19 protein-coding genes are annotated in these 24,573 nt (G+C 65.0%); 8 read left to right on the forward strand and 11 right to left on the reverse strand.

Features of this window, described 5'->3' with window-relative positions:
- Nucleotides 1–17: 17 nt before the first annotated feature.
- From VIN30_RS09960 to VIN30_RS09975, 4 genes are all read right to left on the reverse strand, one after another.
- A complete protein-coding gene (locus VIN30_RS09960) occupies nt 18–689 on the reverse strand; it encodes a response regulator transcription factor (RefSeq protein ID WP_338211270.1) in 672 nt (223 codons plus the stop codon).
- Between the two features lie 400 nt (nt 690–1,089).
- Nucleotides 1,090–2,571 (reverse strand): bifunctional phosphopantothenoylcysteine decarboxylase/phosphopantothenate synthase, encoded by a 1,482-nt coding sequence (locus tag VIN30_RS09965; RefSeq protein ID WP_338211272.1) that lies wholly within the window; start codon nt 2,569–2,571, stop codon nt 1,090–1,092.
- Nucleotides 2,572–2,744: 173 nt separating this feature from the next.
- Nucleotides 2,745–3,665 carry a 3-phosphoglycerate dehydrogenase gene (locus VIN30_RS09970; protein WP_338211274.1) on the reverse strand — a complete coding sequence of 307 codons (921 nt, stop codon included), beginning with the start codon at nt 3,663–3,665 and terminating at the stop codon, nt 2,745–2,747.
- Nucleotides 3,666–4,009: 344 nt separating this feature from the next.
- Nucleotides 4,010–4,648: a TetR/AcrR family transcriptional regulator gene (locus tag VIN30_RS09975; RefSeq protein WP_338211276.1), complete on the reverse strand. Its 639-nt coding sequence runs from the start codon at nt 4,646–4,648 to the stop codon at nt 4,010–4,012.
- Nucleotides 4,649–4,891: 243 nt separating this feature from the next.
- Between VIN30_RS09975 and VIN30_RS09980 the strand changes: the two genes are divergently transcribed.
- Nucleotides 4,892–5,338: an IS1096 element passenger TnpR family protein gene (locus VIN30_RS09980; protein ID WP_338211278.1), complete on the forward strand. Its 447-nt coding sequence runs from the start codon at nt 4,892–4,894 to the stop codon at nt 5,336–5,338.
- Here the strand turns inward: VIN30_RS09980 and VIN30_RS09985 are convergent.
- Both VIN30_RS09985 and VIN30_RS09990 read right to left on the reverse strand, forming a co-directional pair.
- Nucleotides 5,335–6,207 (reverse strand): hypothetical protein, encoded by an 873-nt coding sequence (locus VIN30_RS09985; RefSeq protein ID WP_338211280.1) that lies wholly within the window; start codon nt 6,205–6,207, stop codon nt 5,335–5,337. The two genes, VIN30_RS09980 and VIN30_RS09985, sit on opposite strands and share 4 nt — an antisense overlap.
- Before the next feature lie 9 nt (nt 6,208–6,216).
- Nucleotides 6,217–6,912, reverse strand: coding sequence for a SanA/YdcF family protein (locus VIN30_RS09990; protein ID WP_338211282.1), 696 nt, complete (start codon nt 6,910–6,912; stop codon nt 6,217–6,219).
- Nucleotides 6,913–7,097: 185 nt separating this feature from the next.
- On the opposite strand from VIN30_RS09990, the gene VIN30_RS09995 reads away from it, so the two are divergent.
- Nucleotides 7,098–9,848, forward strand: coding sequence for a PAS domain-containing hybrid sensor histidine kinase/response regulator (locus VIN30_RS09995; RefSeq protein WP_338211285.1), 2,751 nt, complete (start codon nt 7,098–7,100; stop codon nt 9,846–9,848).
- Between the two features lie 13 nt (nt 9,849–9,861).
- On the opposite strand, the gene VIN30_RS10000 is transcribed toward VIN30_RS09995, so the two are convergent.
- Nucleotides 9,862–11,319, reverse strand: coding sequence for a response regulator transcription factor (locus tag VIN30_RS10000; RefSeq protein ID WP_338211287.1), 1,458 nt, complete (start codon nt 11,317–11,319; stop codon nt 9,862–9,864).
- A 267-nt stretch (nt 11,320–11,586) separates the two neighbouring features.
- On the opposite strand from VIN30_RS10000, the gene VIN30_RS10005 reads away from it, so the two are divergent.
- Nucleotides 11,587–13,326, forward strand: coding sequence for an FAD-binding protein (locus tag VIN30_RS10005; protein ID WP_338211288.1), 1,740 nt, complete (start codon nt 11,587–11,589; stop codon nt 13,324–13,326).
- 291 nt (nt 13,327–13,617) lie between these two features.
- Here VIN30_RS10005 and leuS read toward each other — a convergent pair whose 3' ends face one another.
- A complete protein-coding gene (leuS, locus tag VIN30_RS10010; RefSeq protein WP_338211290.1) occupies nt 13,618–16,191 on the reverse strand; it encodes a leucine--tRNA ligase in 2,574 nt (857 codons plus the stop codon).
- A gap of 584 nt (nt 16,192–16,775) precedes the next feature.
- Between leuS and VIN30_RS10015 the strand changes: the two genes are divergently transcribed.
- From VIN30_RS10015 to VIN30_RS10025, 3 genes are all read left to right on the forward strand, one after another.
- The gene (locus VIN30_RS10015) at nt 16,776–17,153 is read left to right on the forward strand and encodes a hydrogenase maturation nickel metallochaperone HypA/HybF (RefSeq protein ID WP_338211292.1); all 378 of its coding nucleotides are present in this window, start codon (nt 16,776–16,778) and stop codon (nt 17,151–17,153) included.
- A 247-nt stretch (nt 17,154–17,400) separates the two neighbouring features.
- Nucleotides 17,401–18,333 (forward strand): LysR family transcriptional regulator, encoded by a 933-nt coding sequence (locus VIN30_RS10020; RefSeq protein ID WP_326425400.1) that lies wholly within the window; start codon nt 17,401–17,403, stop codon nt 18,331–18,333.
- Nucleotides 18,334–18,527: 194 nt separating this feature from the next.
- The gene (locus tag VIN30_RS10025) at nt 18,528–20,087 is read left to right on the forward strand and encodes an ATP-binding protein (RefSeq protein ID WP_326425403.1); all 1,560 of its coding nucleotides are present in this window, start codon (nt 18,528–18,530) and stop codon (nt 20,085–20,087) included.
- 150 nt (nt 20,088–20,237) lie between these two features.
- Here VIN30_RS10025 and VIN30_RS10030 read toward each other — a convergent pair whose 3' ends face one another.
- A complete protein-coding gene (locus VIN30_RS10030; RefSeq protein WP_326425404.1) occupies nt 20,238–20,537 on the reverse strand; it encodes a hypothetical protein in 300 nt (99 codons plus the stop codon).
- A 272-nt stretch (nt 20,538–20,809) separates the two neighbouring features.
- Between VIN30_RS10030 and yihA the strand changes: the two genes are divergently transcribed.
- A complete protein-coding gene (gene yihA, locus VIN30_RS10035) occupies nt 20,810–21,394 on the forward strand; it encodes a ribosome biogenesis GTP-binding protein YihA/YsxC (protein ID WP_338211295.1) in 585 nt (194 codons plus the stop codon).
- Nucleotides 21,395–21,490: 96 nt separating this feature from the next.
- On the opposite strand, the gene VIN30_RS10040 is transcribed toward yihA, so the two are convergent.
- On the reverse strand, nt 21,491–22,480 hold the full coding sequence (locus VIN30_RS10040; RefSeq protein ID WP_326425408.1) for a TDT family transporter: 990 nt from the start codon (nt 22,478–22,480) through the stop codon (nt 21,491–21,493).
- 217 nt (nt 22,481–22,697) lie between these two features.
- Between VIN30_RS10040 and VIN30_RS10045 the strand changes: the two genes are divergently transcribed.
- Nucleotides 22,698–23,588, forward strand: coding sequence for a LysR family transcriptional regulator (locus VIN30_RS10045; RefSeq protein WP_326425410.1), 891 nt, complete (start codon nt 22,698–22,700; stop codon nt 23,586–23,588).
- A 58-nt stretch (nt 23,589–23,646) separates the two neighbouring features.
- Here VIN30_RS10045 and VIN30_RS10050 read toward each other — a convergent pair whose 3' ends face one another.
- Nucleotides 23,647–24,489, reverse strand: coding sequence for a hypothetical protein (locus tag VIN30_RS10050; protein WP_326425412.1), 843 nt, complete (start codon nt 24,487–24,489; stop codon nt 23,647–23,649).
- Nucleotides 24,490–24,573 lie beyond the last annotated feature (84 nt).

Here is a 24,573-nt window from a genome sequence, read left to right on the forward strand (position 1 = left end):
AATGCGCACCATCGCCCCTACTCCCCCACCTTATAGCCGAGCCCGCGCACGGTCACGATGACGCGCGGGTCGGACGGATCGGCCTCCACTTTCTCGCGCAGGCGCTTGATGTACACGTTCAGGGCGTTGTCCGACACGTACTCCCCAGCGCTGTCCCACACGGCGTCGCGCAGCATCTCGCGGGTGACGAGCTTGCCCTTATGCTGCAAAAAGTACAGCAGAAGCCGGTACTCCAGCGCCGAGAGGAACACCTCGGCCCCGTCCCGCGTCACCGCACCCGAGGTCACATCGAGGCGCACGTCGCCCACGGCCAGCACGTTCTCGGCAGGGCTTGTGCGCCGCAGCGCCCCGCGCATGCGCGAGACCAGTTCGCGGGCGCGGAAGGGCTTGGCGATGTAGTCGGCGGCGCCCATGTCGAGCCCCGCCACGGTGGAGTACTCGTCGTCGGAGGCCGTCAGGAAGATGACGGGCATATCGGGCGCGACCTCGCGGGCCGCGGCACAGACGGCGAACCCGTTGCCCTCGGCCAGGGTCACATCCAGAAGCGCGATGTCGAAGCGCTCGGCGGCCAGGCGCTGCTGGGCTGCTGGCTGGGTCGCCTCGGCCGTAACCGAGAACCCCTCGCCCACCAGAAGATCGGTCAGCGTGCGCACGATGGCGCCGTCGTCCTCCACTAACAGTACGCGCATGGCCGCTCCTTCCGCTTCGCGCGTTTCCTTCGGGCACCATAATAGCGAAAGCGCCCCGACCAGGGAGCGCTTTCGGGAAATTCCCACCGCGGCTTACGGAAGCGTAATGACCTGCGATGGTTGTATTTTGACGAGACGGCACCGAAATATGTCCCGAAAATTGCGTTTGTTAGCAATCCGTCCGATTGCGCAAAGGCCAATCAACCGCCGTCGCAACCCTATACTGGCAAAACGCTGCACACCTAAGCGTTCGAGCACCTGAAAACAGCGCTCGCCTCGCAGCCCATTGCTAACAAACGCATTTTCGACGGCAAAATTGAACGTCGACTCGACAAGAAAGGTCATCGGACCTCAAGACGATCTCGGCACTTGGCTCCAATACCGCGCTTCGCATCGAGCGTCAGCCCAGATGCGCGGCCACCACCTCTACGAGGCGCTGGGCCACATCGCGCTTGCTCATGAGGGGCAGCAGCACATCGTCGCCCTCGGTGACGAGCCATACCTCGTTGTTGTCGGTACCGAAGGCGAGCCCGTCGCCCACCTGGTTCGCCACGATCATGTCGGCGTTCTTCTTCACGAGTTTGGCGTGGGCGTTCATGAGCACGTCGTTGGTCTCGGCGGCGAAGCCCACCACGTACTGGCCAGGCCGTTTGGTGGCGGCCAGCGTGGCCAAAATGTCGGGGTTCTCCGTGAGGGGCACGTTGGCGAGCGCCGCATCGTCGCGGCCCTTCTTCAGCTTGCGGTCGGCCGGGTTTGCCGGGCGCAGGTCGGCCACGGCGGCCGAGAAGATGGCGGCATCGGCCACGGGGAACACCTCGGAGGCGGCGGCCAACATGTCGCGGGCCGTCTTCACGGGCACCACCTGAACGCCCGCCGGCGCGGGAAGGGACACGGGGCCCGACACCAGCACCACGCGCGCCCCGGCCGCCGCGGCGGCCTCGGCTATGGAATAGCCCATCTTGCCCGAGGAGTAGTTGGAAATGTAGCGCACCGCGTCGATGGGCTCCACGGTGGGGCCCGCCGTCACGAGCACCGTACGGCCCGCGAGCGCACCTGCGGGCATGGCAGCCGCGCCATCGGCCACTGCCCCGGGCTGGGGAACGTCGGCGGGAGCGGAGGCCGCGGGGGCGGCAGAGATCGGGAGATCCCTCGGCTCCGCGCCTTCGGCGCTCCGCTCAGGATGACACGGGGAAACGGCGGCTGATGCGCTTTCGAGGGCGCTATCGGGCGAGGCCGCAGGGGTCGACGCGCAAGCGGCGCCGATCTGGTCCATCACCGAGGCGAACGGCACCTCGCCGTAGGCCTCGCAGGCCGCGCGCAGGGCGTCCAGCCCCACGCGGTCGGCGAGCAGCGCCAGCGTCTCGCGCACGATTACGGCCGGGTCGGCCAAGCGGCCACGCCCCACATCGCCGCAGGCCAGGTAGCCCGCATCGCCTTCGATAAAGCGCACGCCGCGACGGCGCAGCGTGGCCATGTTCTCCTGGGTGGCCGCAGCCTCGTACATGTGCACGTTGGCCGCCGGCGCAATGGCCAGCGTAGCCGTGGTGGCCAGCGCGGTAGTGGACAGCAAGTCGTCGGCAATGCCGCAAGCCACCTTCGCCATCACATTGGCCGTGCAGGGTGCGACGAGGAACACGTCGCATTCCTGGGCGAGCGAGATGTGGTGGATGGGGTCGGTCGGGTCGTCGAACAGATCCACAGCCACCTTTTCGTGGGTGAGCGCGCGGAAGGTCACGGGATCGACGAAATGCGTGCCGTGCTCGGTCATGACCACCTTCACGCGCGCGCCGGCCTTCTGCAGCCCACGCACGATCTCGCACGCCTTATAGGCCGCAATGCATCCAGTCACGCCCACCAACACGCAAGGCCGCTCAACGCTCATCGGCTTCTCCTTCCAAGAAGTTTTCCGCCTATTATAAGCGACGGGATAGCGAAAAGGGCGGCCTAAAGACCGCCCCACAGAGAACATAATCCAGCAGAATCGGCGAGCAACTGCGGCCAGAACGGCGACGGAGAGCGTCCTCCACAAGAGGCGCCGCCCGCATTATCGGATTGCTACATGTTCACGCAGTGGATCTTCTCGCCGCGCTCCAGGTAGGCCATGACCTCTTCCACGGCCATCACAGCGCAGTTGTCCTCGGCCTCGGCGGTGGAGGCGCCCAGGTGCGGGATGACGATGGCGCGATCCATCTTCACCACGGCCGGGTTCGCGAAGTCGGTCACGTAGGCGGCCACCTTGCCGGAATCCAGGGCGGCGGTCATGGCGGCGTCGTCCACCAGCACGTCGCGCGAGAAGTTCAGGAACACCACGCCGTCCTTCATGCTCGCGATGGCGTCCTCGTTGATCATCATCTTCGTGGCGGGCAGCGCCGGCACGTGGATGGTGATGTAATCGCAGGCCGGGTACAGTTTGGCCAGATCGTCGGTGAACTCCACCGTGGGCGAGATCTGCTCGTGCACGGTGATGCCGTCGAGCGCCGGGTCGTAGCCCACCACCTTCATGCCCAGGGCCTCGGCGGCTTGGGCCACCTTGCGGCCGATGGCCCCCAGGCCGATAACACCCAGAGTCTTGCCCGCGATCTCGCCACCGGCGAACTGCTTCTTGGCCTTCTCGGCGGCCTTGCCCACGTTCTCGTCGTCGGCGTTGTCGCGCACCCAGGCCACGCCGCCGATGATGTCGCGGCTCGCCAGCAGCATGCCGGCCAGCACCAGCTCCTTCACGGCATTGGCGTTGGCGCCCGGCGTGTTGAACACGGCGATGCCGGCCTCGGCGAACTTGTCGAGCGGGATGTTGTTCACGCCGGCGCCGGCACGGGCCACGGCCTTCAAGTTGGCGGGGATGGGCATGTCGTGCATGTCGGCGGAGCGCACCAGGATGGCGTCGGCCTCCTCCACGTTGTCGGTCAGCTCGTACTCGTCGGACAGCACGGCCAGGCCGACGGGGGAAATGTTGTTCAGGCAGTGGATCTTGTACACGGGGGCGCTCCTTCTCTCCTGCAAAGCCAGGGTCAGATACCGCCCCAGCATACCGCGAAAGCACGCCCGCACGCGAGAAGCGCCGCCCCTGCGGGTCAAATGCGCACGGGGATGGCGATTATACGGCCGCGATGCCGCCACCGTTATGCGTCGGGCGCGGCTGGCGGGCGGCCTGAAGGCCGCCCCTACGGAGGAGGGGGTCGCCGGCGCAAAACAGGGCGCGTCGCCGGCACGGGCCGGGCGGCCTGAAGGCCGCCCCTACGGAGGGCCGCCATCGCAAACCGGAAGGGCGCGTCGCAAGCCGGAGAAGCCGGCACTCGGGCGCGATTTCGTAGGGGCGGGCTTTAGCCCGCCCGCATACCTGCGGAAGCGTTAGCGTGGTGCACGAAATCGACGATACGGGCGATGAACAGCTGACGGCGCTCGTCCAACGTGCCGTGGGCCTCCCCCTCCTCGCCGATGTAGTACAGCGTGGTGGTCAACACCATGCCCACCAGCGCCACCGACTCAAAGGCGGCATCCAGTTCGGGACGCACGGTGCCCTCGCGCTGGCCGCGCACGAGCTGCGCCTGCAACAGGGCCAAAAGCCGCTGCTCGTAACCGCGCATCACCGCCGACCAGGCACGCCCCGGGCGCCACAGCTCGGCCACGAAGAACCGGCCGAAGGCGGCGTTCTCGAAGATGACCGCCGCAAACAGCTCGATCATGGCCGTGAGCGCGGCGGTGGCCGAAACTGCCTCGGCGGCCACGCGCTCGAACGACACGATAAGATCGCCGATGCCGTCTACCAGAATGCTCTCGGCAATGGCGGCCTTGCTGGGGAAATGGTAGTAGGCCACGCCCTTCGACACGCCCGCCACCTCCACGATGCGATCCACCGTGGCCTCGGCGTACCCGCGCTCGGCGATGACGGCCAACGCGGCGTCCAGCAGCTGGCGCCGGGTGGCATCGGCCTTGGTCGTCCTCGTTTTCCGCTGCGTCACGCCCATCCTCCGTCAGATCATGAACTGCTGGGGAGATTATACCGCGCGCCCGCCGCGCCCCATCGCGAACCGCAACCGTCACCAATTCCCCAATTTCATGACCTATTAACTCAATGTAAACAGTCTATAATCCCTGATAAAAACCGCCTTTTGCCGCATTTTCAACCACTTGGCATCAACTCGGGAAAAGAATTGCTACAATGCGCAGCGAACCATTCCCGACCCAGGTGAAAGGCACGGGCCATGGCAGCGAAGATCATACCGTTTCCCGCCGATTGCCGCGCAGCCGCGCAGGGAACCGCTCGGAGCTCCGAGGGCGACGCGAACATCGCGCTCGTCGTGGAACTTGTCGACCCCGATCCCTCCCGCGCCCGCACCCACGCCATCGCCGTGCAGCCCGACGCATCGCTCGCCGACCTGCATCGGGAGATCACGCGGCATTTCGATTGGGACGCCACGCACAACTACTTCTTCAGCTACGGCAGCTGCCGCTTCGAGGACCCCGAGCTGTTCCGCGGCCACGACCATCTGTCGGCCCGCTGCCGCAAGATCTACTCGGCGGCCGAGGCGTCCATCGGCCGCGTGCTGGGCGCCCGCGACGACACGCTGTTCTACGTGTACGATCTCGTGCACGGCTGGGAAGTGCGCATATCTCGCAAGGCCTGCAGCTCTCTCGCCCAGTTCGGCTAAGATCGGGAAGCCGGGGAAAGCGAGGGCATCTCTGCCCCCAGGCTGCGCAGGGGCACCGAGCGGCCCTGGCGCCGGAAGCTGCGGCACCCGGCCAAGGCGGGCGGCGCCTCGCGCACGGCCACCTTCCGAATGCGCAGCCCCAAACGGCGCGCCTGGCTGCGCAGGGCGTCCCCATAGGCATCCACGATGCGCTGCATGCCCTGCACGTCGTCCACGTATAGCACCAGCCAGTACCACTTCTCGCCCTGCACCTTGCCGTCGCGTCGCGATCCGGCCTCGTTCGGCTCGCGCAGCAGCACCTCATCCAAAACCGCGCCACGCACCTGCTCCAGAAAGGCCCAGGCCTGCTCAACGTCTCCAAAGACCAGGCAGGCGGCCGTTTTCACGATGTCCAGCCCGCGCGACTCGTCCTCCTCGCGCCAGACCGTCCGTGCACTGTCCGCCGTGGTTGCGCGGGCGGCGTGGGCACCCGTTTCCTCTTCAACGGGAAACAGCTTGCGCTTGCGCATGTCCCACTTCGCCGGCAGGAAACGCAGCTCGTCGACGGTAATGCCCTCGGCACGCAGTGCCTGCAGCAGCACCGACTGCCACGCGTCCACCTCGGTGCGCGCCGCCGGATCGTCCAGGTACATGCCGAACACCCACCAGTCGCGGTCCTTGGCAGGCCCCTTGCGCGGCCGATCGTCACGGGCGATGTAGATGCCGTTGGTATGTTCCAGCACGAACCGGGCCACCTCAGGCCGCGCGCGCCAGGTACGTTCCACCGCCGCCCGATAACGTTCCTTGTTGCGCGCCCGCTTCAGGGCTTGGGCGGCCTCGGGCCCCAAGTCGGCCACCAGCGCGCTCAACCCCGTCGAAAGACTCTGCACGTCGCCTCCTTAGGTCAAGTCGCCGGATTCGGAAAGCGACACCGTCTCGCCGCCCGTGTCCACGGGCAGCTGCAGCAATGCCGCGAAGAAGTCCTTGGTGCGCGCCACCACCTCGCGCAGGCTGTACTGCATCTGGTTGTGGTAGGCGCCTTTGTCGGTGGCCACGCCCCACGCTTCCATGCCCAGCGCATCGGCGGTGAACATAGCCCGGTACAGATGGTAGGCCTGGGTGGCCACGATGATGCGCTCGGCCCCGAACACGTAACGCGCCCGGTACATGGAATCGTAGGTGGTGATACCGCCGTGGTCAACGTACACGTCCTGGCTGGGAACGCCGAGGGACACGCAGTAGGCCTTCATGGCGTCCGACTCGTCGTAATGGGACGACCGGTTGTCGCCGCTGCAGATGATGGCCCGGGCTGCGCCGGCCTTGTACAGGTCCACCGCCACTTCCAGACGATCGGCCAGAATGTCGCTCGGGCGTCCATCGGCGTACACGCTGGCCCCCAGCACCACCACCGCATCGGCGGGACGGTCCGCGAACTCGTCGGCCAGCTGGGCCACCGTATGCACCTGCCCCCGGGTGGAAAGCACCGTGATCGCGTTCGCCGCGATCACCACCGCCGCCAGGGCGACCAGCACGGCCAAAACCGCCTTCAGGCAGCGGCCCAAACACGATGGACGGCGCGTTTCACCGCGAGACACGAGCACCTCCCCCTGGCAACGGGACAAATAAGAGCGTCCACTATAGCAAATTTAGCACAACCCACGGGCATTCGATGAAATGCCCAGATAAACTTGGCATTAAAGTTGGTATACTACGAAAGATAAAACGTTGCCTTTCTGTAACGTTACTGTAACTAACCCGGTATCCTCCGAAGGACGCGCGCATGTACCACTGCCCGGTTAACATCTGCCTCGTCGGCGTCGCCGACGAGTGCGCCCACATCGTGGCAACCACAGAGCCGTTGCACCCGTTTTCCCATCAGGTATTCCGCACCGACGATCCGAACGCCGCCGAGGTGGCGCGGGCCGAGGCGCTGTTCATCGACGTGACCGATCGCGATGCGGCCGCGCTCGTCGGCGCCGTGCTGGAGCACAAGAAGCACTGGGCGAAGTTGGTCGTCATCGCGCACCACGAACAGGTTCCCGAGCTGGCCGCCTTCTTCGACGCCATTGCCGACATCTGGATCGCGCCGCTGTCGACCCAGGAATTCACCTACCGCTATACCCATTGGCAGCACCTGTGCCGCCGCGACGCCGACGCCTGGGAAACCGAGCAGTTCCTGGAGGCCACCATCAACTCCATTCCCTGCCTGGTGTGGTACAAGTCGAAAGACGGCATCCACCACAAGGTGAACGACGCGTTCTGCGCCACCGTGAACAAAGAGAAAGACGACGTGCAGGGCCGCGGCCATGCCTACATCTGGGACGTGGAGGCCGACGACCCGGCGTGCATCGAGTCGGAACGGCAGGTGATGGAGTCGAAATCCACCATCGTGTCGGAGGAAGTGGTGCAGACAGGCGATGGAACGCGCCTGCTCACCACCTACAAGTCGCCCCTCTACAATGTAGACGGCTCGGTCATGGGCACCGTGGGCGTAGCCATCGACGTCACCCAGGAACGCGCCTACGAGGGCGAGATCGTCGAGAAGAACCGCACGCTGGAGACCATCTTCACTACCATGGAATGCGGCGTCATTACCCACTCCCAAGACGGCTCGCGCGTGGTGGGCGTGAACCAGGCGGCCCTGAACATCCTGGGCTACGAGTCGGAGGAAGACCTGGTGGCCGGCGGCTTCGACATGGTGGCCCACTCAGTGCTGCCCGAGGACGCCGACCGCCTGCGCGCCGCTATCGCCACCCTGAAGAACGTCGGCGATTCCGTGAGCACCGAGTACCGCGTGCGCCACGACAACGGCGACATCCTGCATGTGCTGGGCAACGTGAAGCTGATCGAAAACGACGGCGAGCCCATGTACCAGCGCTTCCTGCTGGACTACACCGACCGCAAGCTGGCCGAAGTGCAGAAGGAACGCCACCAAAAGGAGCTCATCCACGCCCTGTCGGAGGACTACCTTATCGTATGCTCCTTCAACCTGGACACGGGCGAGGGCGTGCCCCTGCGCGTCAGCGGCGACGAGACGCGCCACCTGGACGACCTGTTCTGCGGCACGCTGATGCTGGAACGCTGCATCGACGAGTACCTGGCCAGCGCCGTGCACGAGGACGACCGCGCCACCCTGGGCGAGGCCCTGAGCGCCCAGAACCTGCGACGTGCGCTGGCCGAGACCACGCGCATCCACGTGAACTATCGCACCGAGCGCGACGGCGACGTGGAGTACTGCCAGGCCACGGCGGTGCGCACGGGTGACTGGGCCGAGGGCCACGACATCGTCCTGGGCTTCCGCAGCGTCGATGCGCAGACGCGCGACGAGATGAAGCGCCGCGCCCTGCTGGAAGAGGCGCTCGACCAGGCGAACAAGGCCAGCGCCGCCAAGAGCGCCTTCTTGTCGAACATGTCCCACGACATCCGCACCCCCATGAACGCCATCGTGGGCTTCACCACCCTGGCCGGCAGCCGCATCGATCAGCCCGAGAAGGTGCGCGAGTACCTGGACAAAATCCAGTCGTCGTCCACCCACCTGCTCAGCCTCATCAACGACATCCTGGACATGAGCCGCATCGAAAGCGGCAAGGTGGCCCTCGACGAGCAGCCCTGCAGCCTCGTCGACCTGCTGGACGACCTGTACAGCATCGTGCAGGCCGAAGCCAGCGCACGGCAGCTGTATCTCACCGTGAACACGAGCGGTCTCGCGCATCCCAACGTGCGCTGCGACAAGCTGCGCATCAACCAGATTCTGCTGAACCTGCTGGGCAACTCCCTGAAGTTCACGAAGCCGGGCGGTTTCATCAAGGTGAACGTCGAAGAGGTGCCCGGAGCACCCGAGGGCTACGGCCGCTACCGCTTCACGGTGTCGGACACGGGCATCGGCATGAGCCCGGAATTCGTCGACCACATCTTCGATCCCTTCGAGCGCGAGCGCACCAGCACCATCAGCGGCATCCAGGGCACGGGCCTGGGCATGTCCATCACCAAGAACCTGGTGGACATGATGCACGGCACGATTGCCGTGGAAAGCAAGAAGGGCGTCGGCAGCCTGTTCACCATCGAGCTGACGCTGGCCCTGGACGCGCGGGGGGAAGGCGCGGCCCGCGTGCGTGCCGAGAAAGCCGCCCACGCCCATCCGCACGCGGTGCACGGCAGCCGCATCCTGCTGGTGGACGACAACGACCTGAACCGCGAGATCGCCATCACCCTTTTGGAAGACGAGGGCTTCGCCGTGGAGTACGCCGTCGATGGCCAAGAGGCTGTCGACAAGCTGCGCGCCTCGGGTGCCGACCACTTCCAGCTGGTGCTGATGGACGTGCAGATGCCCGTCATGAACGGCTACGAGGCCACCCGAGCCATTCGCAACCTTGACGACGAGCGCTTGGCGCGCATTCCCATCCTGGCCATGACTGCCGACGCTTTCGAGGAAGATCGCCAGAAAGCCCTGCGCTGCGGCATGAACGGGCACCTCACGAAGCCCATCGAGATCAGCAAGCTCTTCGAAGCCCTCGACACCGTTCTCGCCTAAAAGCCGCCGCGCCCTAACGCTCGACGGTCTCCAGCAGGTCGATCAGCTCCTGCCGCGAATGCACGCCCGTTTTCGCGAAGATGTTCTTCATATGGGTGCGCACGGTGTTCTTCGAGATGACCAGCTCCTCGGCAATGTAGGCCGCATCGCGACCGCGGGCCAGCAGGCCCAGCACATCGGCCTCGCGCGCCGAAAGGCCGTACTGGACCACCACCTGATCGCAGGGGCTTGCAGAGGGGGCAGCCGGTTGAGACGCATCCTCGGCCGGCGCATCCTCGGGGGAAGGCGCCGGCGCCGTCACGCCCTGCTGTCGCTTGGCGTTCATCATCATAGACATGCAGTAGATGGCCACCAGCGCCACCACCGACAGACCCGCAAAGCCGATGCCCGCGGTGTTGTCCAGAATGCAGCCCAGCAAAAGCCCCAGCTCCATGGCCGCGTACACCGTGCCCGCGAACACCCCGTACACCAGCACCGGCTGCACGCACTGATTGCGTGCCACACGCGAGCACGACACCACCATCAGCGACGAGGTGACCGAGAACACAGCGAACACCAGCAGCACGAGCCACTGGTGAAACGTGCTGTCGAGCAAGGGCAGCAGCAGATAGATCGTCGCCGTCAGCGGGAACACGATCTGGTACAGCCGTGCAAGGCCCACCCGCTCGTACACGGTCTTCCACGTGGCCAGCAGCACCACCGACGTGATGAGCAACCCCACCATATTCGCGTTGTCGAAGGCCTGGGATACCTCGGCGTTGTTAATGGCCTCCACGCGAATGAGGCCCACCACGAAGGCCGAGAAGGCGATGCAGATGAGCGACGGCCACGACTCCCGCGCCGCCCGACGGCAACGGTCCACCTGCTGGGCCGGAATGGTGTCAAATGCCGGATGCACCTGGCCGACGAAGCGACGGGCGCCCAGCACGGCCGCGGCCATGGCAGGCACCAGCACCAGGAATCCCAACCACATCATAGTCGCGCGGGGCAGCTGCCCGATGGCGATGCACACCGCCGCCGAGATGCCAGCGGCCGCGAATACCACGATGCCGGCATCGTACACCTTCAGCGAGGCCACCATTTCCTGCAGAAAGCAGAACATGAAACCGCTACCGCACCCCAGGCACGCCGCGCACAGCACCAGCGCCCCGTGCAAGCCGATCAGCCCCGCCATATGCGCGCCCACAATGGCGGGCACCATCAGAAACAGCGACAATGCCACCAGCGGATGCCGCCACACCGCGCTCTTCGGACGCCGATAGGCAACAGCGGCCGCGGCGAACAGCGACAGGGGGAAAGCACCGCAGCGCACGAAGTACTCCACGGCACGCGCATCGTAGGAGGCAGCGCTGCCTGGCAGCAGCACGGTGTAGCCGCCCCACAGCACGATGCTCGTGCACGCCAAAAAGAGCCCATAAGAGCCGGCGGCCACCGCCAGTCGCGCCGCGTCGCTCGTCGCACTCTGCATCATCAGCTTCCTTCCCTCCCCGCTTCGCCTGCGCCAGCCCTTCAAGGCCACTGCGGCAAGAACGCGAAACCGCATCTATTATATCGGCCGCCTCGCCTTGAATACGGGCAGATAGGCGCCCGCCGGCGTTCCGGCACCCCTCTGGGAAAGAAACCACCCAAACTGGATGAGGCCCGCAGCCTGCGCAAACGCTAGGATTTCAAGGGAGGTCGGCACCGACGGGAAAACGGCGCCGGTGCCCATTGTTCATCCTGGAGGGAAGGAAATCACATGAGAGCATCTATGGATCGTCGCGGCTTCATGAAGGGCGCGGCCCTGGGCGCCGCCGGCTTGGTGGCCACCGGTGCGCTGGCCGCTTGCACCAGCCCGGCCGCCCAGACGACAACCGACGCTGCCGAAGGCAATCTGGCCGACACCTCAAGCGCGGGCGTGAACGCCGCCGACCAGCCCTGGGCCTTCGAAATCGCCCCCGAGCCCATCGCCGACGACCAGATTACCGCCACCGAGGAGGCCGACGTGGTCGTGGTGGGCGGCGGCATGGCCGGCATGGTCACCGCGGCCTCGTGCGCCGAGAACGGCCTGAAGGTCATCCTCATCAGCGCCTCGTCGGCCCCCGTTTCTCGCGGCGGTTCGAACAACGGCGTGTACTCCAAGGTGATGGAGTCGATGGGCATCGAGCGCATGGATCCCACCTGGTTCTACCGCATGCAGTACGCGGCCAACGGCGGCAACTTCCGCCCCGAGCTGTGGTACAAGTTCTACAACCACTCCGAGGAGGCCATCAACTGGATCATCGACATCGCCGCTAACGCTGGCATCAAGACCACCATCGAGTCGGGCCCGGCCTACAAAGAGGGCGACCCCATGTACACCCCCACCGCCGCCCACGCTTTCTACGTGGATGACGAGGAGCTGCACGGCGCCATCGGCAACGGCGAGGGATACATCGCTGCCGAAATGGGCCGCTACATCGCCGAGGATCTGGGCGTGGACGTGCGCTGGGACGTGAAGGCCGAGCAGCTGGTGCGCGGCGGCGCGGCCAACGGTACATCGGGCCGCGTAGACGCCGTCATTGCCACCGACGGCAACGCCTACACCAAGTACGTGGGCACCAAGGCCGTGGTCATGGCCACCGGCGACTTCTCCCACGACAGGGACATGATGGAGAAGTACTGCCCGCAGGCCGTTGAGCTGTGCGACTTCACCACCGAGGTGAACTACGACCAGGGCATTTGGATGGGCGGCCTTATGCCCGGCGACGGCCACAAGATGGAGCTGTGGATCGGCGGTGCGTGGCAGAAGGAGCCGAACAACATCATGCTGGGCCGCCCCAACCTGCCGGGCGATCAGCCCTACACCAGCCACACGGGCCTCATGGTGGACAACACCGGCCGCCGCTTCATGAACGAGGACGTGCTGGGCGGCTTCGCCTGCGCCACCATCATGCATCTGCCCGAGAAAACCGCCTACTGCATCTGGGGCCAGAACCGCGCCGAGGCCGGCGGCCCCTGGGGCGCCATCAACTACGCCCACGGCGAGTACTTCACCACGGAAGAGGTTATCGAGCGCTGGGACAACGACACCGACGGCTTCAACATCGTGAAGGCCGACACCCGCGAGGAGGTTATCGCCCAGCTGGGTCTGCCCGCCGAGACTATCGACACCATCGAGCGCTACAACGGCATGTGCGCCGCAGGCGCCGACACCGATTTCTACAAGACGGCCGACAAGCTGATTCCCGTGGGCGAGGGCGACGGCCCCTTCTATGGAGCTGCCTTCACGCCGGGCTTTCTCACCTCGCTCGGCGGCCTACGCACCGATGTGCACCTGCGCGTGCTTGACAAAGACGACCAGCCCATCGAGGGCCTGTACAACGCCGGATGCATGATCGGCAACTTCTACAGCGCCACCTACACCTTCGCCATGGAGGGCATGAACTACGGCGCCTGCTGCATCACGCTCCCCTACGTGCTGGGCCAGGAGCTGGCCTCCGGCGAGCTGGACGCCTAACCGCACCATCTCAAAGCGGCCCCGTGCCGCACCTTTCGCCCGGGGCGGCCCCCTCCCTTCCGCTCCGGGCAACACCAAAAGCGCCCCGACATCGTTGGCGATGCCGGGGCGCCTCGTTTTTCTCCGCCCTCCGTAGCCAGACGCCCTTCGTAGGGGCGGACTTCAGTCCGCCCTATCGAGCGGAATTGGCGCCCCTGGCAGCAAGGGGCGACTAAAGTCGCCCCCTACGGAATCTTTACAGCGATCACCTGGCCTCAAGTCGAACGCTCGCTCTGCTTCAAACGGCGTCAACTACACGGCCACGATGTTCACCAAACGGCCGGGGACGTACACTTCCTTCTTCACCTGCTTGCCGGCTACCAGGTCGGCCACGGCCTCGCGGGCGCAGGCCAGCACATCGGCCTCGGGAGCATCGGCGGCCACCGTGATGCGGGCCTTCACCTTGCCGCAGATCTGCACGGCCAGCTCCACCTCGTCGGCCTTGGCCTGCTCGGGGTCGAATGTAGGCCACGGCTCGTCGTACACAAAGCCCTCGCGCCCGAGCGCCTGCCGCCACAGCTCGTCGGATAGGTGCGGCGTGAAGGGCGCCAGCAGCTTCACCAGCACCTCGGCCACTTCCGCGTCCAGCGCGCGCTTATCCTCGCAGGCCGCGCGATCCTCGGGGCCAAAGGCGCGCAGGTACTCGCCGGCGGCATTCGACAGCTCCATGATGGCGGCGAGCGCGGTGTTGAAGTTGTTGCGCTCGATGTCGGCGCTCACCTTCTGCACCACGCGATGGCGCTCGCGCGCAAGCTTCTTCGCCGCGGCCTCGGCTGCCTCGCCGGCCGGCTTCTGGGCGAACAGCGTCTCATCGCCGGCATTGCCCATAAGGTCGTGCACCTGGCGCCACACGCGGTTCAGGAACTTGTACATGCCCGGCAGGCCGTCGTCGTTCCACAGCTTCTCCTTCTCGGGCGGCCCCAGAAACAGGATGTAGGCGCGCACGGCATCGGCGCCGTACTCGGCGATGACCGCCTCGGGCGAGACCACGTTGCCCTTCGACTTGCTCATCACATCGCCGTGGGCGTCCAGCACCATGCCCTGGCACAGCAGGTTCGTGAAGGGCTCGTCGAAGTCGAGCAGGCCCATGTCGCGCATCACCTTCGTGAAGAAGCGGCTGTACAAAAGGTGCAGGATGGCGTGCTCGATGCCGCCGATGTACTGGTCCACGGGCATCCAACCGTTGGCCTTTGCCGGGTCGAAGGGCGCGTGGATGTTGTGCGGGTCGGTATAGCGCATGTAGTACCAGCTGGAGCATGTGAAGGTGTCCATGGTGTCGGTCTCGCGCCGGGCCGGGGCGCCGCACACCGGGCAGGTGCACTCGGCGAAGCCGGCATGGGTGGCCAGCGTCTCGCCGGCGGCCAGATCGATGTCCTCGGGCAGGCGCACCGGCAGGTCCTCCTCGGGCACCGGCACCACGCCGCACGTATCGCAGTGGATGGCCGGGATGGGGTTGCCCCAGTAGCGCTGGCGGCTGATGAGCCAGTCGCGCAGGCGGAACTCCACGGTGCGGCGCCCGCGGCCCATCTCCTCGAGCGCGGCCACCACGGCGGCCTCGCCCTCGGAGTGCTTGCCGCCGCGCATGCCCGTGTAGGGGCCCGACTGCACGAGGATGCCCTCGGCAGCGTAGGCCTCGGGCCAGTCGACCGAGGTGACCACGCGGCCCTGCTCGTCTTTCAACGACGGGTACAGCTCATCGTCCTCGGGCAGGATGATGGGGATGATGGGCAGATCGTACTTGCGGGCGAACTCGAAGTCGCGCGCGTCCCCGCAGGGCACGGCCATGACGGCGCCGGTGCCGTAGTCGGCCACGATGTAGTCGCCCACCCACACGGGCACTTTCTCGCCGTTGATGGGGTTCACCACGTAGCGGCCGGTGAACGCGCCGTGCTTCTCGTGGTCACCCTGAACACGCTGCACCGCGGTCACCTTCTTGGCGGCTTCCACCAGCTCCATGACGGGCGCCTCGTATTCCGTGCCCGCCACCAGGCCGTGCAAGAGCTTGCTCTCGGGCGCCAGCAGGAAGAAGCTGCAGCCGAAGAGCGTGTCGGCGCGGGTGGTGAACACGGTGATGATGTCGTCGTCAGTGGGCTCGGCGGGCACGTTCCCCTCGGCGTCGCACAGGATGAAGTCCACGTTCGCGCCCTCGGAGCGGCCGATCCAGTTGGCCTGCTGCTGCTTCACGCGCTCGGGCCAGCCCTCAAGCTGGTCCAGGTCGTCCAGCAGCTCCTGGGCGTAGTCCGTGATCTTGTAGTACCACTGGGTGAGATCGCGCTTTTCAACCTCGGAGTCGCAGCGCCAGCAGCGGCCCTCGATGACCTGCTCGTTGGCGAGCACGGTAGCGCAGCTCGGGCACCAGTTCACCGGCGAGTTGCGGCGCTCCACAAGCCCTCGCTCCCAGAACTTCAGGAAGATCCACTGGCCCCAGCGGTAATACTCGGGGTCGCACGCCACCACCTTGCGGTCCCAGTCGTAGGAAAAGCCCATGCGCGAGAAACTCTTCTTCTGGGTCTCGATGTTCTCGTAGGTCCACAGAGCCGGGTGGCTGTGGTGCTTCACCGCGGCGTTCTCGGCGGGCAGGCCGAAGGCGTCCCAGCCCATGGGATGCAGCACGTCGAAGCCGCGCATCTTGGCGTAGCGGGCGGCCACATCGCCGTAGGTGTAGTTGCTCGCGTGCCCCATGTGCATGTCGCCCGAGGGGTACGGGAACATCTCCAACACGTACTTCTTCGGACGATCGGAATTCTCCGGCACCGTGTACAGGCCGGCCTCCTCCCAGGCCAACTGCAGGCGGGGCTCGATCTCATGGGGGTTGTAGGCTTTCATGGCACTCCCTCGGAAAACGTGGCTTTCGACCGCGCGTATTCCCGCGGCCGCGAGTTGATTTCCCCATTATAACCATGGAAAGCCCGAGAAAACCCCTCGCTCCCAAACCGCGCTTCCGATTACGACGGACGGAGCTATCCGGGGGGGGACATCGCGCCCCTTTGCAAGCGCCCCGAGCGCCCGCTTCTCCCATGCGCCATCGAGTAAAACACTTAAAACACCTCTGGCAAGACAAAAATCGCGTTTTTCAGAACTTTAGAAAGAGGCGCAGACCTTCAAAAGGGAGGAGCCCGCAACGCCGACCTGGGAAAACCCCTCGCTCTTCAGAGAAAATGGACACCGACGCGCTGCCAAGGTTCTGAGAATCGCGGTTTTTGTCCCAGAATCACGATTGCCGCGCGCGGTAAAGTCATGCGCCCCCTCATGCCGCTGGGAAACATGCCATTCCGAAACGCCGAACCGGGGCTTCGGCAAAAGCGAACGAGTCGCAAGCGCCCATAGATGAGCGCAGGGCTATACTGCAAACAAGGCCCCGACCGAACAGGGGATTCGGCGCGCGAGCGTCATTGGTGAGAGGAGTCGCTATGCACGAGATGGCGTTAGTTCACCCAATCGTCGACACCGTGCTCGAATACGCCGCGAGCGCCGGCGCCGCCGAAGTGTCCGCCGTCCACCTGACCATCGGCGACGGCCGCGACGTCATCGAGGATTACATGCAGGGCCTGTTTACCTTCCTGGCCCGTGGCACGGTGGCCGAAAACGCGAAGCTCGTCATCACGCACGTTCCCTACACGGTGCGCTGCAACGAGTGCGGTCACGTATTTCCGCTGAACGTGCGCGACTCCTCCACCTGGACCTGCCCCGCCTGCGGTGCCCATCGCAGCTACCGCCTGCACTCCGGCATGGAGTTCACCCTCGACCAGATTATCGTCGCCCGCTTCGCCGACAGCGCGGTGGCTTAGGGATTCGCCCGCCATCGAGAGCCCTTTCCCCCAACCCGCCTCCTGGCATACCGCGCGCACAAAGCGGGCCTCGAAGCAGGGGGCGCGAGCAGGGTCCCTCGTCATCGAAACCCCTTGCCTGTTGACACCGTGCATGATATATCTAGTCCTGTCCGCACCGCAGAGGTCCGGCCATCCATCACAGATGTCCGATCGTCCGGCCGCCGGCGGCGCGGGAGCAATGCACCATGGAGACGCGGGGGTATCTATGAGGCTTTCCTACTTGAGGGAATTCGTCACGCTGGCAAGCTACACGAAGCTGACCGCCGCAGCCCGGGCGCTGCATATGTCGCCCTCTACGCTCAGCCAGCACCTGGCTGCCATCGAGCGCGAAATCGGCTGCGAGCTGTTCTCGCGAGAGGGCGGTTTCGCCCTGACCCGAGAGGGCGAAACCGCCCTCGAGCACGCCCAGAAAATCATGTTCGAGTACAACGAGCTTCTGCGCGACTGCGCGGTTGGCGGCGATGCCGCCCTGCGCCTGAGCTTTCCGGAATTCGATATCCTGGAACCGCCCATCGCGGCAGCCCGCGAAGCCTTCCTCGCAAAGCATCCGGGCACCAAGGTCATCCTCAGCTCCAACGAGTACGATTTCGAAGACCCCCTGGAGGTTCTCGAAGACGGGCTGAGCGACGTCTCGATCCTCTTCCTCGTGCGAGGCGCCAGCCGCCGCATCGAGAGCACCGTGCCCGCCAGCATCGCCTGGGCGCGCATCGGCTCGTACCACTGCGTCTTCGCCCGCACGCCCCAGCATCCCACCGCCGGAAAGAGCACGCTAAGCGCGGCAGAGCTCGACCGGGCGACGGTCATCGCGGCGCTCAACCCCGTCTCGTCCATCATCATGGAGGGCGTGGCGGAGAAGCTGGCGGAGCACCGCATATCGATCCAGGTTCTCTACAAGCGCATCTTGCGCAATTCCGAGGCCTTCCTCAAGCACCTCGATGACGAGTACGTTTTCTGGCTCGAGCCCATGGAGGGCGCCCCCGGCGACTTCGACCTTCCCGACTACCCCTGCGCCCGGTTCGAAGGCGAGCTCATCGCCGACGCCTACCTGCTGTACCGCCCCAGCTCGCTTAATCCCCTCCAGCGCGAGTACCTTGATCTCGTAAGTGAGCTTTACTTTCCCGTTTCCGCAGATCAATAGGCTTTTTGCTTTTGCGAATCTTCCGTTTGCGTTTCGCGAATCCGCACTGCGGAAAATCCCAACGGGACGATATCCTAACCCTTTCGCTCAGCGTCTAGAATGAGGGCGTCTCCAAGGAGGAGACGCCCGAGATGTCCGACGGCGGCCCGAAAACCGTCCTCTGCCGGACAGACGCAAGAGACGGAGGATCTGCCATGATGGGGAACATTTCTCGTAGAAACTTTCTAAGCGCGATCGGTGCCATGGGCGCCCTCGGCGCTGCCGGCGCCATGGGTACGATGACCGGCTGCGCTCCCAAGGTGCTCAACGCGCCGGAACTCCCCGACACGGGCGTGGCCTATGCGGCCCAGGAGGGCGAGGTGGTGCTGAGCGACGGCACCGTGTGGCGCGGCACCCCGCCGGAGATCGCGGCCCTGGGCGGCTCCACCATGCCGCTCGAGGAGCTGAACCGCCGCCGTAAGGAGTACGTCGACGCGCAGACCGAGTGGGTGAAGGAGGACGGCACCGTGGTGCCCGCCGCCTACGTGAAGATGCGCGCGCTCATTCACACCCACGGCTTCGGCTGCGGCGAGGGCCTGAACGACGCCATGTTCGAGCGCATGATGGACACCTTCACCGAGGAGCAGGTGGAAGCCTACCTGGATATGCCCTGGGGCGTCGAGTTCACCGTGAACGAGTACTACCACAAGTGCCGCAAGGAGGGCATCGAGCGCACCTACGAGGAGTGCAAGGAGCTGTGCGAATTCTTCAGCGAGAAGACCTACCTGCCCTTCCGCACGCGCAACGAGGGCCGCACCTACAACATTCCCGGCTTCGCCGAGGGCGTGAACACCTACACCTACTGCGACGAGTACTACGCCGATCCGGAGAACTTCGTGTGGCCCCTGCTCGGCAGCATGGGCCTGGCCGAGGACCATGCGCTGTCCGGCACGCCAGTGTTCATGTCGGTGCCCCTGAACAAGGACGTGGTCTCGGAGGAAAGCGAGCTTCTGGCCTACGACGACTTCGACCAGGTTATCCGCGACCACGACTACATCGCCGTGCAGCCCTGCTCCTGCCGCTACGAGACCTACGTGTTCGAATGCCACGAGAAGGGCGAGTCCTTCCCCACCTTCAAGGATTTTGCCACGGGCGAGTTCACCGACTACCGCGACAACAACGGCGACTGCATCGAGACGTGCCTTGCCCTGGGCGACGATGCCGAGTACCTGGTGTCGCTGGGCCTCGGACGCCGCATTACTCAGGAAGAGGCGCTGGAGATTGTGCAGCGGGCGCGCGATGCGGGCTTCATCCTGCACTGCCTCTACGGCAAGGAGCACGCTTGGGCCTGCATGTGCAACCCGAAGGTCTGCGGCATCACCGCGCAGTGGGAGGCCGGAGCGGCGACCCTCGGCGGCTGGGAAGAGCTGCAGGAGCAGTCCGTCGCCTTCAACCATCGCTCCCACTATGAGCTGGAAGTCGACCTCACCAAGTGCATTACCTGCGGAACCTGCGCTGGCCGCTGCCCCATGGGAGCCATCACCATGGACGGCATGGGCGGATCCCCGCAAGTGACCGACTATCTCTGCCAGCGCTGCGGCCAGTGCGCCTACGTCTGCCCGCAAAAGGCCCGCAAGCTGGTTAAGCGTCCCGACGATGAGATTCCGGAGCTCCCGCACCAGCTGGAGGACGATTACAACCTGAAGGCCGCCTGGCGCTTCGAGCACAACCTCATCGGGCGCGACAACGCCCGCGAGAGCCTCGCCCACTTCTAGGCGTCTTGCGCCACGCGAGGTAGGCGCCTCGCCCTCCCCTCCGCGACTACCTCGCGTTGATTCTAGGAACGCCCTCCCTCCGGGGGCGTTCCTGCGTTATGGAGCCGTCTCGTCAGGGGGACTCCTCCGTCGTTGGAGGGCGCCGCGTTCCTACCGCACGCGGCGGAGCGAGGCGCCGCAGTTCCAGCACACCTCGCGAGCGCCGTCGTTGTCGGCGGCGCAGACGGCGCAGGTCTTCACCGGATGCGGAGCATCCACCTCGGTGGTGGGCAGCGACGTGTCGGCGTCCTTCCCCGCGTCCCCGACAGCCGCCATGCCGCCCTCTGGTCGACTGGTCGCTTCCCGGTCGCCCCCAGCCTCGCGCGCCAGCACGCCCATGGCGGCGCGGATGCCCTGCACGCCCGTGATGCGCGCCACTTCCAGCTTGTCGCTTCTCCCCTTTTCAGTCATTTCGCGCTCCTTCCCTGCGCCAACCATTGCTTTCGGGTACCATACCACCTGCAAGCAGCCAAAGACTGATCACCGCCGATTCTCTGTTTTGGCTTGAAAAGCACGCTTTTGCAACCTGTTGCAGCCGAATTGAGGGAAAAGTAGCGTCGGTTGTATTACCTGCGCAGCATTTCCCCACGTGGCGCATTACCGAAGGCCACGCGGAAAGCTGCTGATGTTCCAAAACTGTGCTTTTCAAGCCAAATAAGCGCACCGCCATGTAAGGAGCACCCATGAACTTCCACAACGCATCGTTTAAGGCCGCCTACGGCACGTCGGCCCAACTGCCGGCCTCAACCGGTCCCGAGGTGTCCTTCGCGGGACGCTCGAACGTGGGCAAATCGTCGCTTCTGAACAAGCTGATGTACCGTAAAGGGCTCGCGAAGGTGTCGGCCACGCCGGGCAAGACGGCCACCATCAACTTCTACGAGGTGGACGGCCACGACTTGGTGGACCTGCCCGGTTACGGCTTCGCGAAGGTGTCGAAGTCGGAGAAGGACCGCTGGAGCGACCTCATCGAGGGCTACTACAACCAGGACCGCAACTTCGCGCTCGTGGTGTCGCTCATCGACATTCGCCATGACCCCTCGGCGCTCGACCGCAACATGGTGCGCTTCCTGCAAGACGCCGAGCTGCCCTTCGCCATTGTGCTCACCAAGGCCGACAAGCTGTCGAAGCAACAGCAGCAGAAGCAGCGCGCCGCCATCAAAAAGGCGCTCGACCTGCCGAAGGGCACGCCCATGGTGGTCACGTCGTCGGAAAAGGGAGACGGCATCGACGAGCTGCGCACCCTGATCGCCCGCGCTATCGAGGAATAGAACTCTCCGCAAAAAGGGGAACGCCCCGGGAGGGAACCGGAGCGTTCGGGGAGAGAGGAGGGGCCGTCGGTTACCCGAGGCTGTGAGTTGATGTCGTTACTCGGCCGTCTCGGCGGAGAGCACCACCGGGGCCTCCACCGCAGGAGCCGCCACCGGAGCGCCCTTCGGCGTACCGAAGAAGAACTTCATGTAGTGGGTGAACACGTAGGTGACCATCACGGCGGCGAACACGGTCTCCAGCGCGATGAGCGCCTCCACCATCGGCAGCATCGGAATGGCGATGCCGGCAGCGTACAGGGCCTGAATGCCCTTACCCAGCGCCATGGCGGAGATGACGAAGGGGAACGTCATAGCCGCGTAGCTGGGGTAGAACTTCAGAGCCACGAACTTCGGCAGCTGCGTGGCCACGCCCACCAGCATAACCTGGCCGAGACCCATCAGCACGGCCACGAACACCGGGTTCGGATCGGGCATAACGGCCAGATAGCCCACCAGCGACAGCCCCATGGGAGCCGCGAAGATGCAGAACAGCGGACGAGCGGGCTCGGGAATCTCGTGCTTGATGTAGCGGACGGCCACCACGGCCAGCAACACCGCGAAGCAGGCGAAGCCGAACCAGAAGATGCCCTGGCCGAAGGCCTGCATCCCGAAGGTCGGCGAGGTGACCGACGCCACGATAATGCCCACGTAGCAGATGAAGTAGGTGGGGAACACCTCGGCGAGCTTGAAGTTGCGAATGTAATGGGCGGTGAACCACGCCATCAGCGTGAAGTGGCCCACGATGGCCGCGCACCACAGCCCGAAAGCGGGCACGATGGCCACGGGTGCCAGGTAGCCGGCCAGCTGCATGAGGGTCATGAAGAAGGTGGCGGACACGCTGGCCAGAATGGAATTCTGCAGGTCGTCGCGAATCATGGACGGGAACATGACCACCTTCGCGATGAGCATGCTCACCAGGAAGAGGGACAAGCACCCGCATACGACATGGGCGATCTCGGTGTAAGGCTGCAGGAGGTTGCCCAAAGCAGCCAGGCCCAAGGCCACGCCCGCAGTGGGAATCGGTACTTTCTTGATAACGTCGCGCATGGGTTACCTTTCGGTTGGGGCTCATTGATCCATAGGAGGGAGGGGTTCGACCACGGATCGCCGGACGGCTTCGCGACGATCCGCAGGAACGCGATGCCCGCTATTATGCGCTCATTCTTACCAAAAGAAAACTTATCTATTTTTATGCTGCCATAAGATACTATTATTGATAAAATGCAGGGGCTTATTCGACTTTTGCCGTTGTCCGGGAGGGCCTATGCAGGACTTTCGCGTGAAAACCTTCCTCACCGTGTGCCAGACGCTCAACTACACCCGCGCCGCCGAGGAACTGGCGCTCACCCAGCCCGCCGTATCGCAGCACATCGCCTACCTTGAGAAGGAATACGGCGCGAAGCTGTTCACCTATCACCGCAAGAAACTGGAGCTGACCCGAGCTGGCCGCGTGCTGCGTGACGCCCTGTCCACCATGGCCCACGATGACGCGCTGCTGCACGAGCGTATCGCCGAGGTGGCCCATGGAGCCGCCGTGCAGCTGCGCATCGGCATGACGCTGACGGCCGGCGAATACGTGGTGGCCGCCCCCCTAGTGCGCTACCTGTCCGACCACCCGTCGGTGCAGGTTACTGTGCGATCGGGGGGCACCCAGCACCTGCTGTCCCTCATGGACGCCGGCGCTATCGACTGCGCGTTCGTGGAAGGCCTGTTCGACAAGAGCTCCTATACCGCGAACACCTTCCGCACCGAGAAGCTGGTGGCCATCTGCGCGGCCGACCATCGCTTCGCCAGCACCCCCGCCACCTTCGAGGATTTGCTCGGCGAACGCCTTATTCTGCGCGAGCCGGGTTCGGGCAGCCGCGACGTGCTCGCCCATATTCTGGCAAAGCGCAATCTGAGCCCGTCGGCCTTCGCCGATGTGTGCGTGGTGGAAAGCCTCGACATCATCAAGATATTCGTTGCCGGGAACCTGGGCATCTCCTTTGTGTACGAGGCGGCCGTACAACGCGAGGTGCAGGAGGGTGCCTTGCGCATCATCGAGCTGCCAGGCGAGCCCATCACCCACGACATCTCGTTCGTGCGCCTGCCGAACAGCATTTTCGAGGCCGACCTGCAGGCGCTCTACCAAGGCCTCGCACATCCTATGGCATAGAAAAGGGCGCCCCGCAAGGAGCGCCCGCGTTGTGGTTGCCTGCGCATGCAGTGGAACCTTAGATGTCGGCACCCAGGGTGAGCAGCAACAGCGCATCGTGGGAGATGGCGTCGTACACCATCGCGCGGGTGAGCACCGTGCCCTTCTCAGCAGTGAAGGCACCGTCCTCGCTGGTCACGTCGTCGACGAGCGAAGCGCCCACCAGCAGCTCCACCAGCTGGGCATCCTCGTCGGACAGCTCGGGGGCCTCAAGCTCCTCCTCGGCCTCTTCGACGGCCTCCTCAGCAGCCTCCTCGACCTCTTCGGCAGCCTCTTCCTCGGCGGCTTCCTCCAGCGCGACCTCGGCCACGGCTTCCTCCAGCTCGACCTCGGCCACGGCCTCTTCCGCCACCTCGTCGGCGACAATCTCGGCAGCAGCCGTCGTGCCGGTCGCACGCAGCTCGGCAGCAGTCTTGGCGCCGTTGTCGACGAACACGAACTCGGGTGCGAAGAACACGAAGGTGTCAGCGGGGTACACCGAGCCGTCGGCCAGCTTCAGGCTGGTCACGGTGCCGTACACCGGATCGAACTCGTAGGAGGCCACCGTGCCCAGCTTGTTACCGGTGCGGCTGTAGGCGTCCACGCCCACCAGCTTGAAACCACCGGCGATAAGCGCCTGGGCCTCGGCGGACGAAGCGGGCAGGAAGTTCTCACGCGTCTGCACCGTCACGAAGGTGTCGCCCACCGACAGCGCACGGTCGAAGGGAAGCACCAGCGGAGACGTGGTGGTGGCGCTGGCCACCACGTAATGGCTGACGGCCAGGCTGTCGCAGTCGACACGCAGCTCGCGCATCTTGCCGATGACGCGACGATCGTCCAGACCGACAACATCGCGAACGAGAATGGACTCATTGGTTTCCATGGTATCTCTTTCTCGGGGGAGCGAACCGTCTGAGCGCAGGCGGTGCTCGGTCTTGCAGGTAGGCTCATTGTAAACGAAACGTTA

Source organism: Adlercreutzia wanghongyangiae (genome assembly GCF_035989245.1).
Taxonomy (GTDB): Bacteria; Actinomycetota; Coriobacteriia; order Coriobacteriales; family Eggerthellaceae; genus Adlercreutzia; species Adlercreutzia wanghongyangiae.

Coding starts and splice junctions, on each gene's coding strand:
- VIN30_RS09960 (WP_338211270.1), bottom strand. CDS start 689: ATGCGCGTACTGTTAGTGGAGGACGACGGCGCCATCGTGCGCACGCTG.
- VIN30_RS09965 (WP_338211272.1), bottom strand. CDS start 2,571: ATGAGCGTTGAGCGGCCTTGCGTGTTGGTGGGCGTGACTGGATGCATT.
- VIN30_RS09980 (WP_338211278.1), top strand. CDS start 4,892: ATGGCAGCGAAGATCATACCGTTTCCCGCCGATTGCCGCGCAGCCGCG.
- VIN30_RS09995 (WP_338211285.1), top strand. CDS start 7,098: ATGTACCACTGCCCGGTTAACATCTGCCTCGTCGGCGTCGCCGACGAG.
- VIN30_RS10000 (WP_338211287.1), bottom strand. CDS start 11,319: ATGATGCAGAGTGCGACGAGCGACGCGGCGCGACTGGCGGTGGCCGCC.
- VIN30_RS10005 (WP_338211288.1), top strand. CDS start 11,587: ATGAGAGCATCTATGGATCGTCGCGGCTTCATGAAGGGCGCGGCCCTG.
- leuS (WP_338211290.1), bottom strand. CDS start 16,191: ATGAAAGCCTACAACCCCCATGAGATCGAGCCCCGCCTGCAGTTGGCC.
- VIN30_RS10015 (WP_338211292.1), top strand. CDS start 16,776: ATGCACGAGATGGCGTTAGTTCACCCAATCGTCGACACCGTGCTCGAA.
- VIN30_RS10020 (WP_326425400.1), top strand. CDS start 17,401: ATGAGGCTTTCCTACTTGAGGGAATTCGTCACGCTGGCAAGCTACACG.
- VIN30_RS10025 (WP_326425403.1), top strand. CDS start 18,528: ATGATGGGGAACATTTCTCGTAGAAACTTTCTAAGCGCGATCGGTGCC.
- VIN30_RS10030 (WP_326425404.1), bottom strand. CDS start 20,537: ATGACTGAAAAGGGGAGAAGCGACAAGCTGGAAGTGGCGCGCATCACG.
- yihA (WP_338211295.1), top strand. CDS start 20,810: ATGAACTTCCACAACGCATCGTTTAAGGCCGCCTACGGCACGTCGGCC.
- VIN30_RS10040 (WP_326425408.1), bottom strand. CDS start 22,480: ATGCGCGACGTTATCAAGAAAGTACCGATTCCCACTGCGGGCGTGGCC.
- VIN30_RS10045 (WP_326425410.1), top strand. CDS start 22,698: ATGCAGGACTTTCGCGTGAAAACCTTCCTCACCGTGTGCCAGACGCTC.
- VIN30_RS10050 (WP_326425412.1), bottom strand. CDS start 24,489: ATGGAAACCAATGAGTCCATTCTCGTTCGCGATGTTGTCGGTCTGGAC.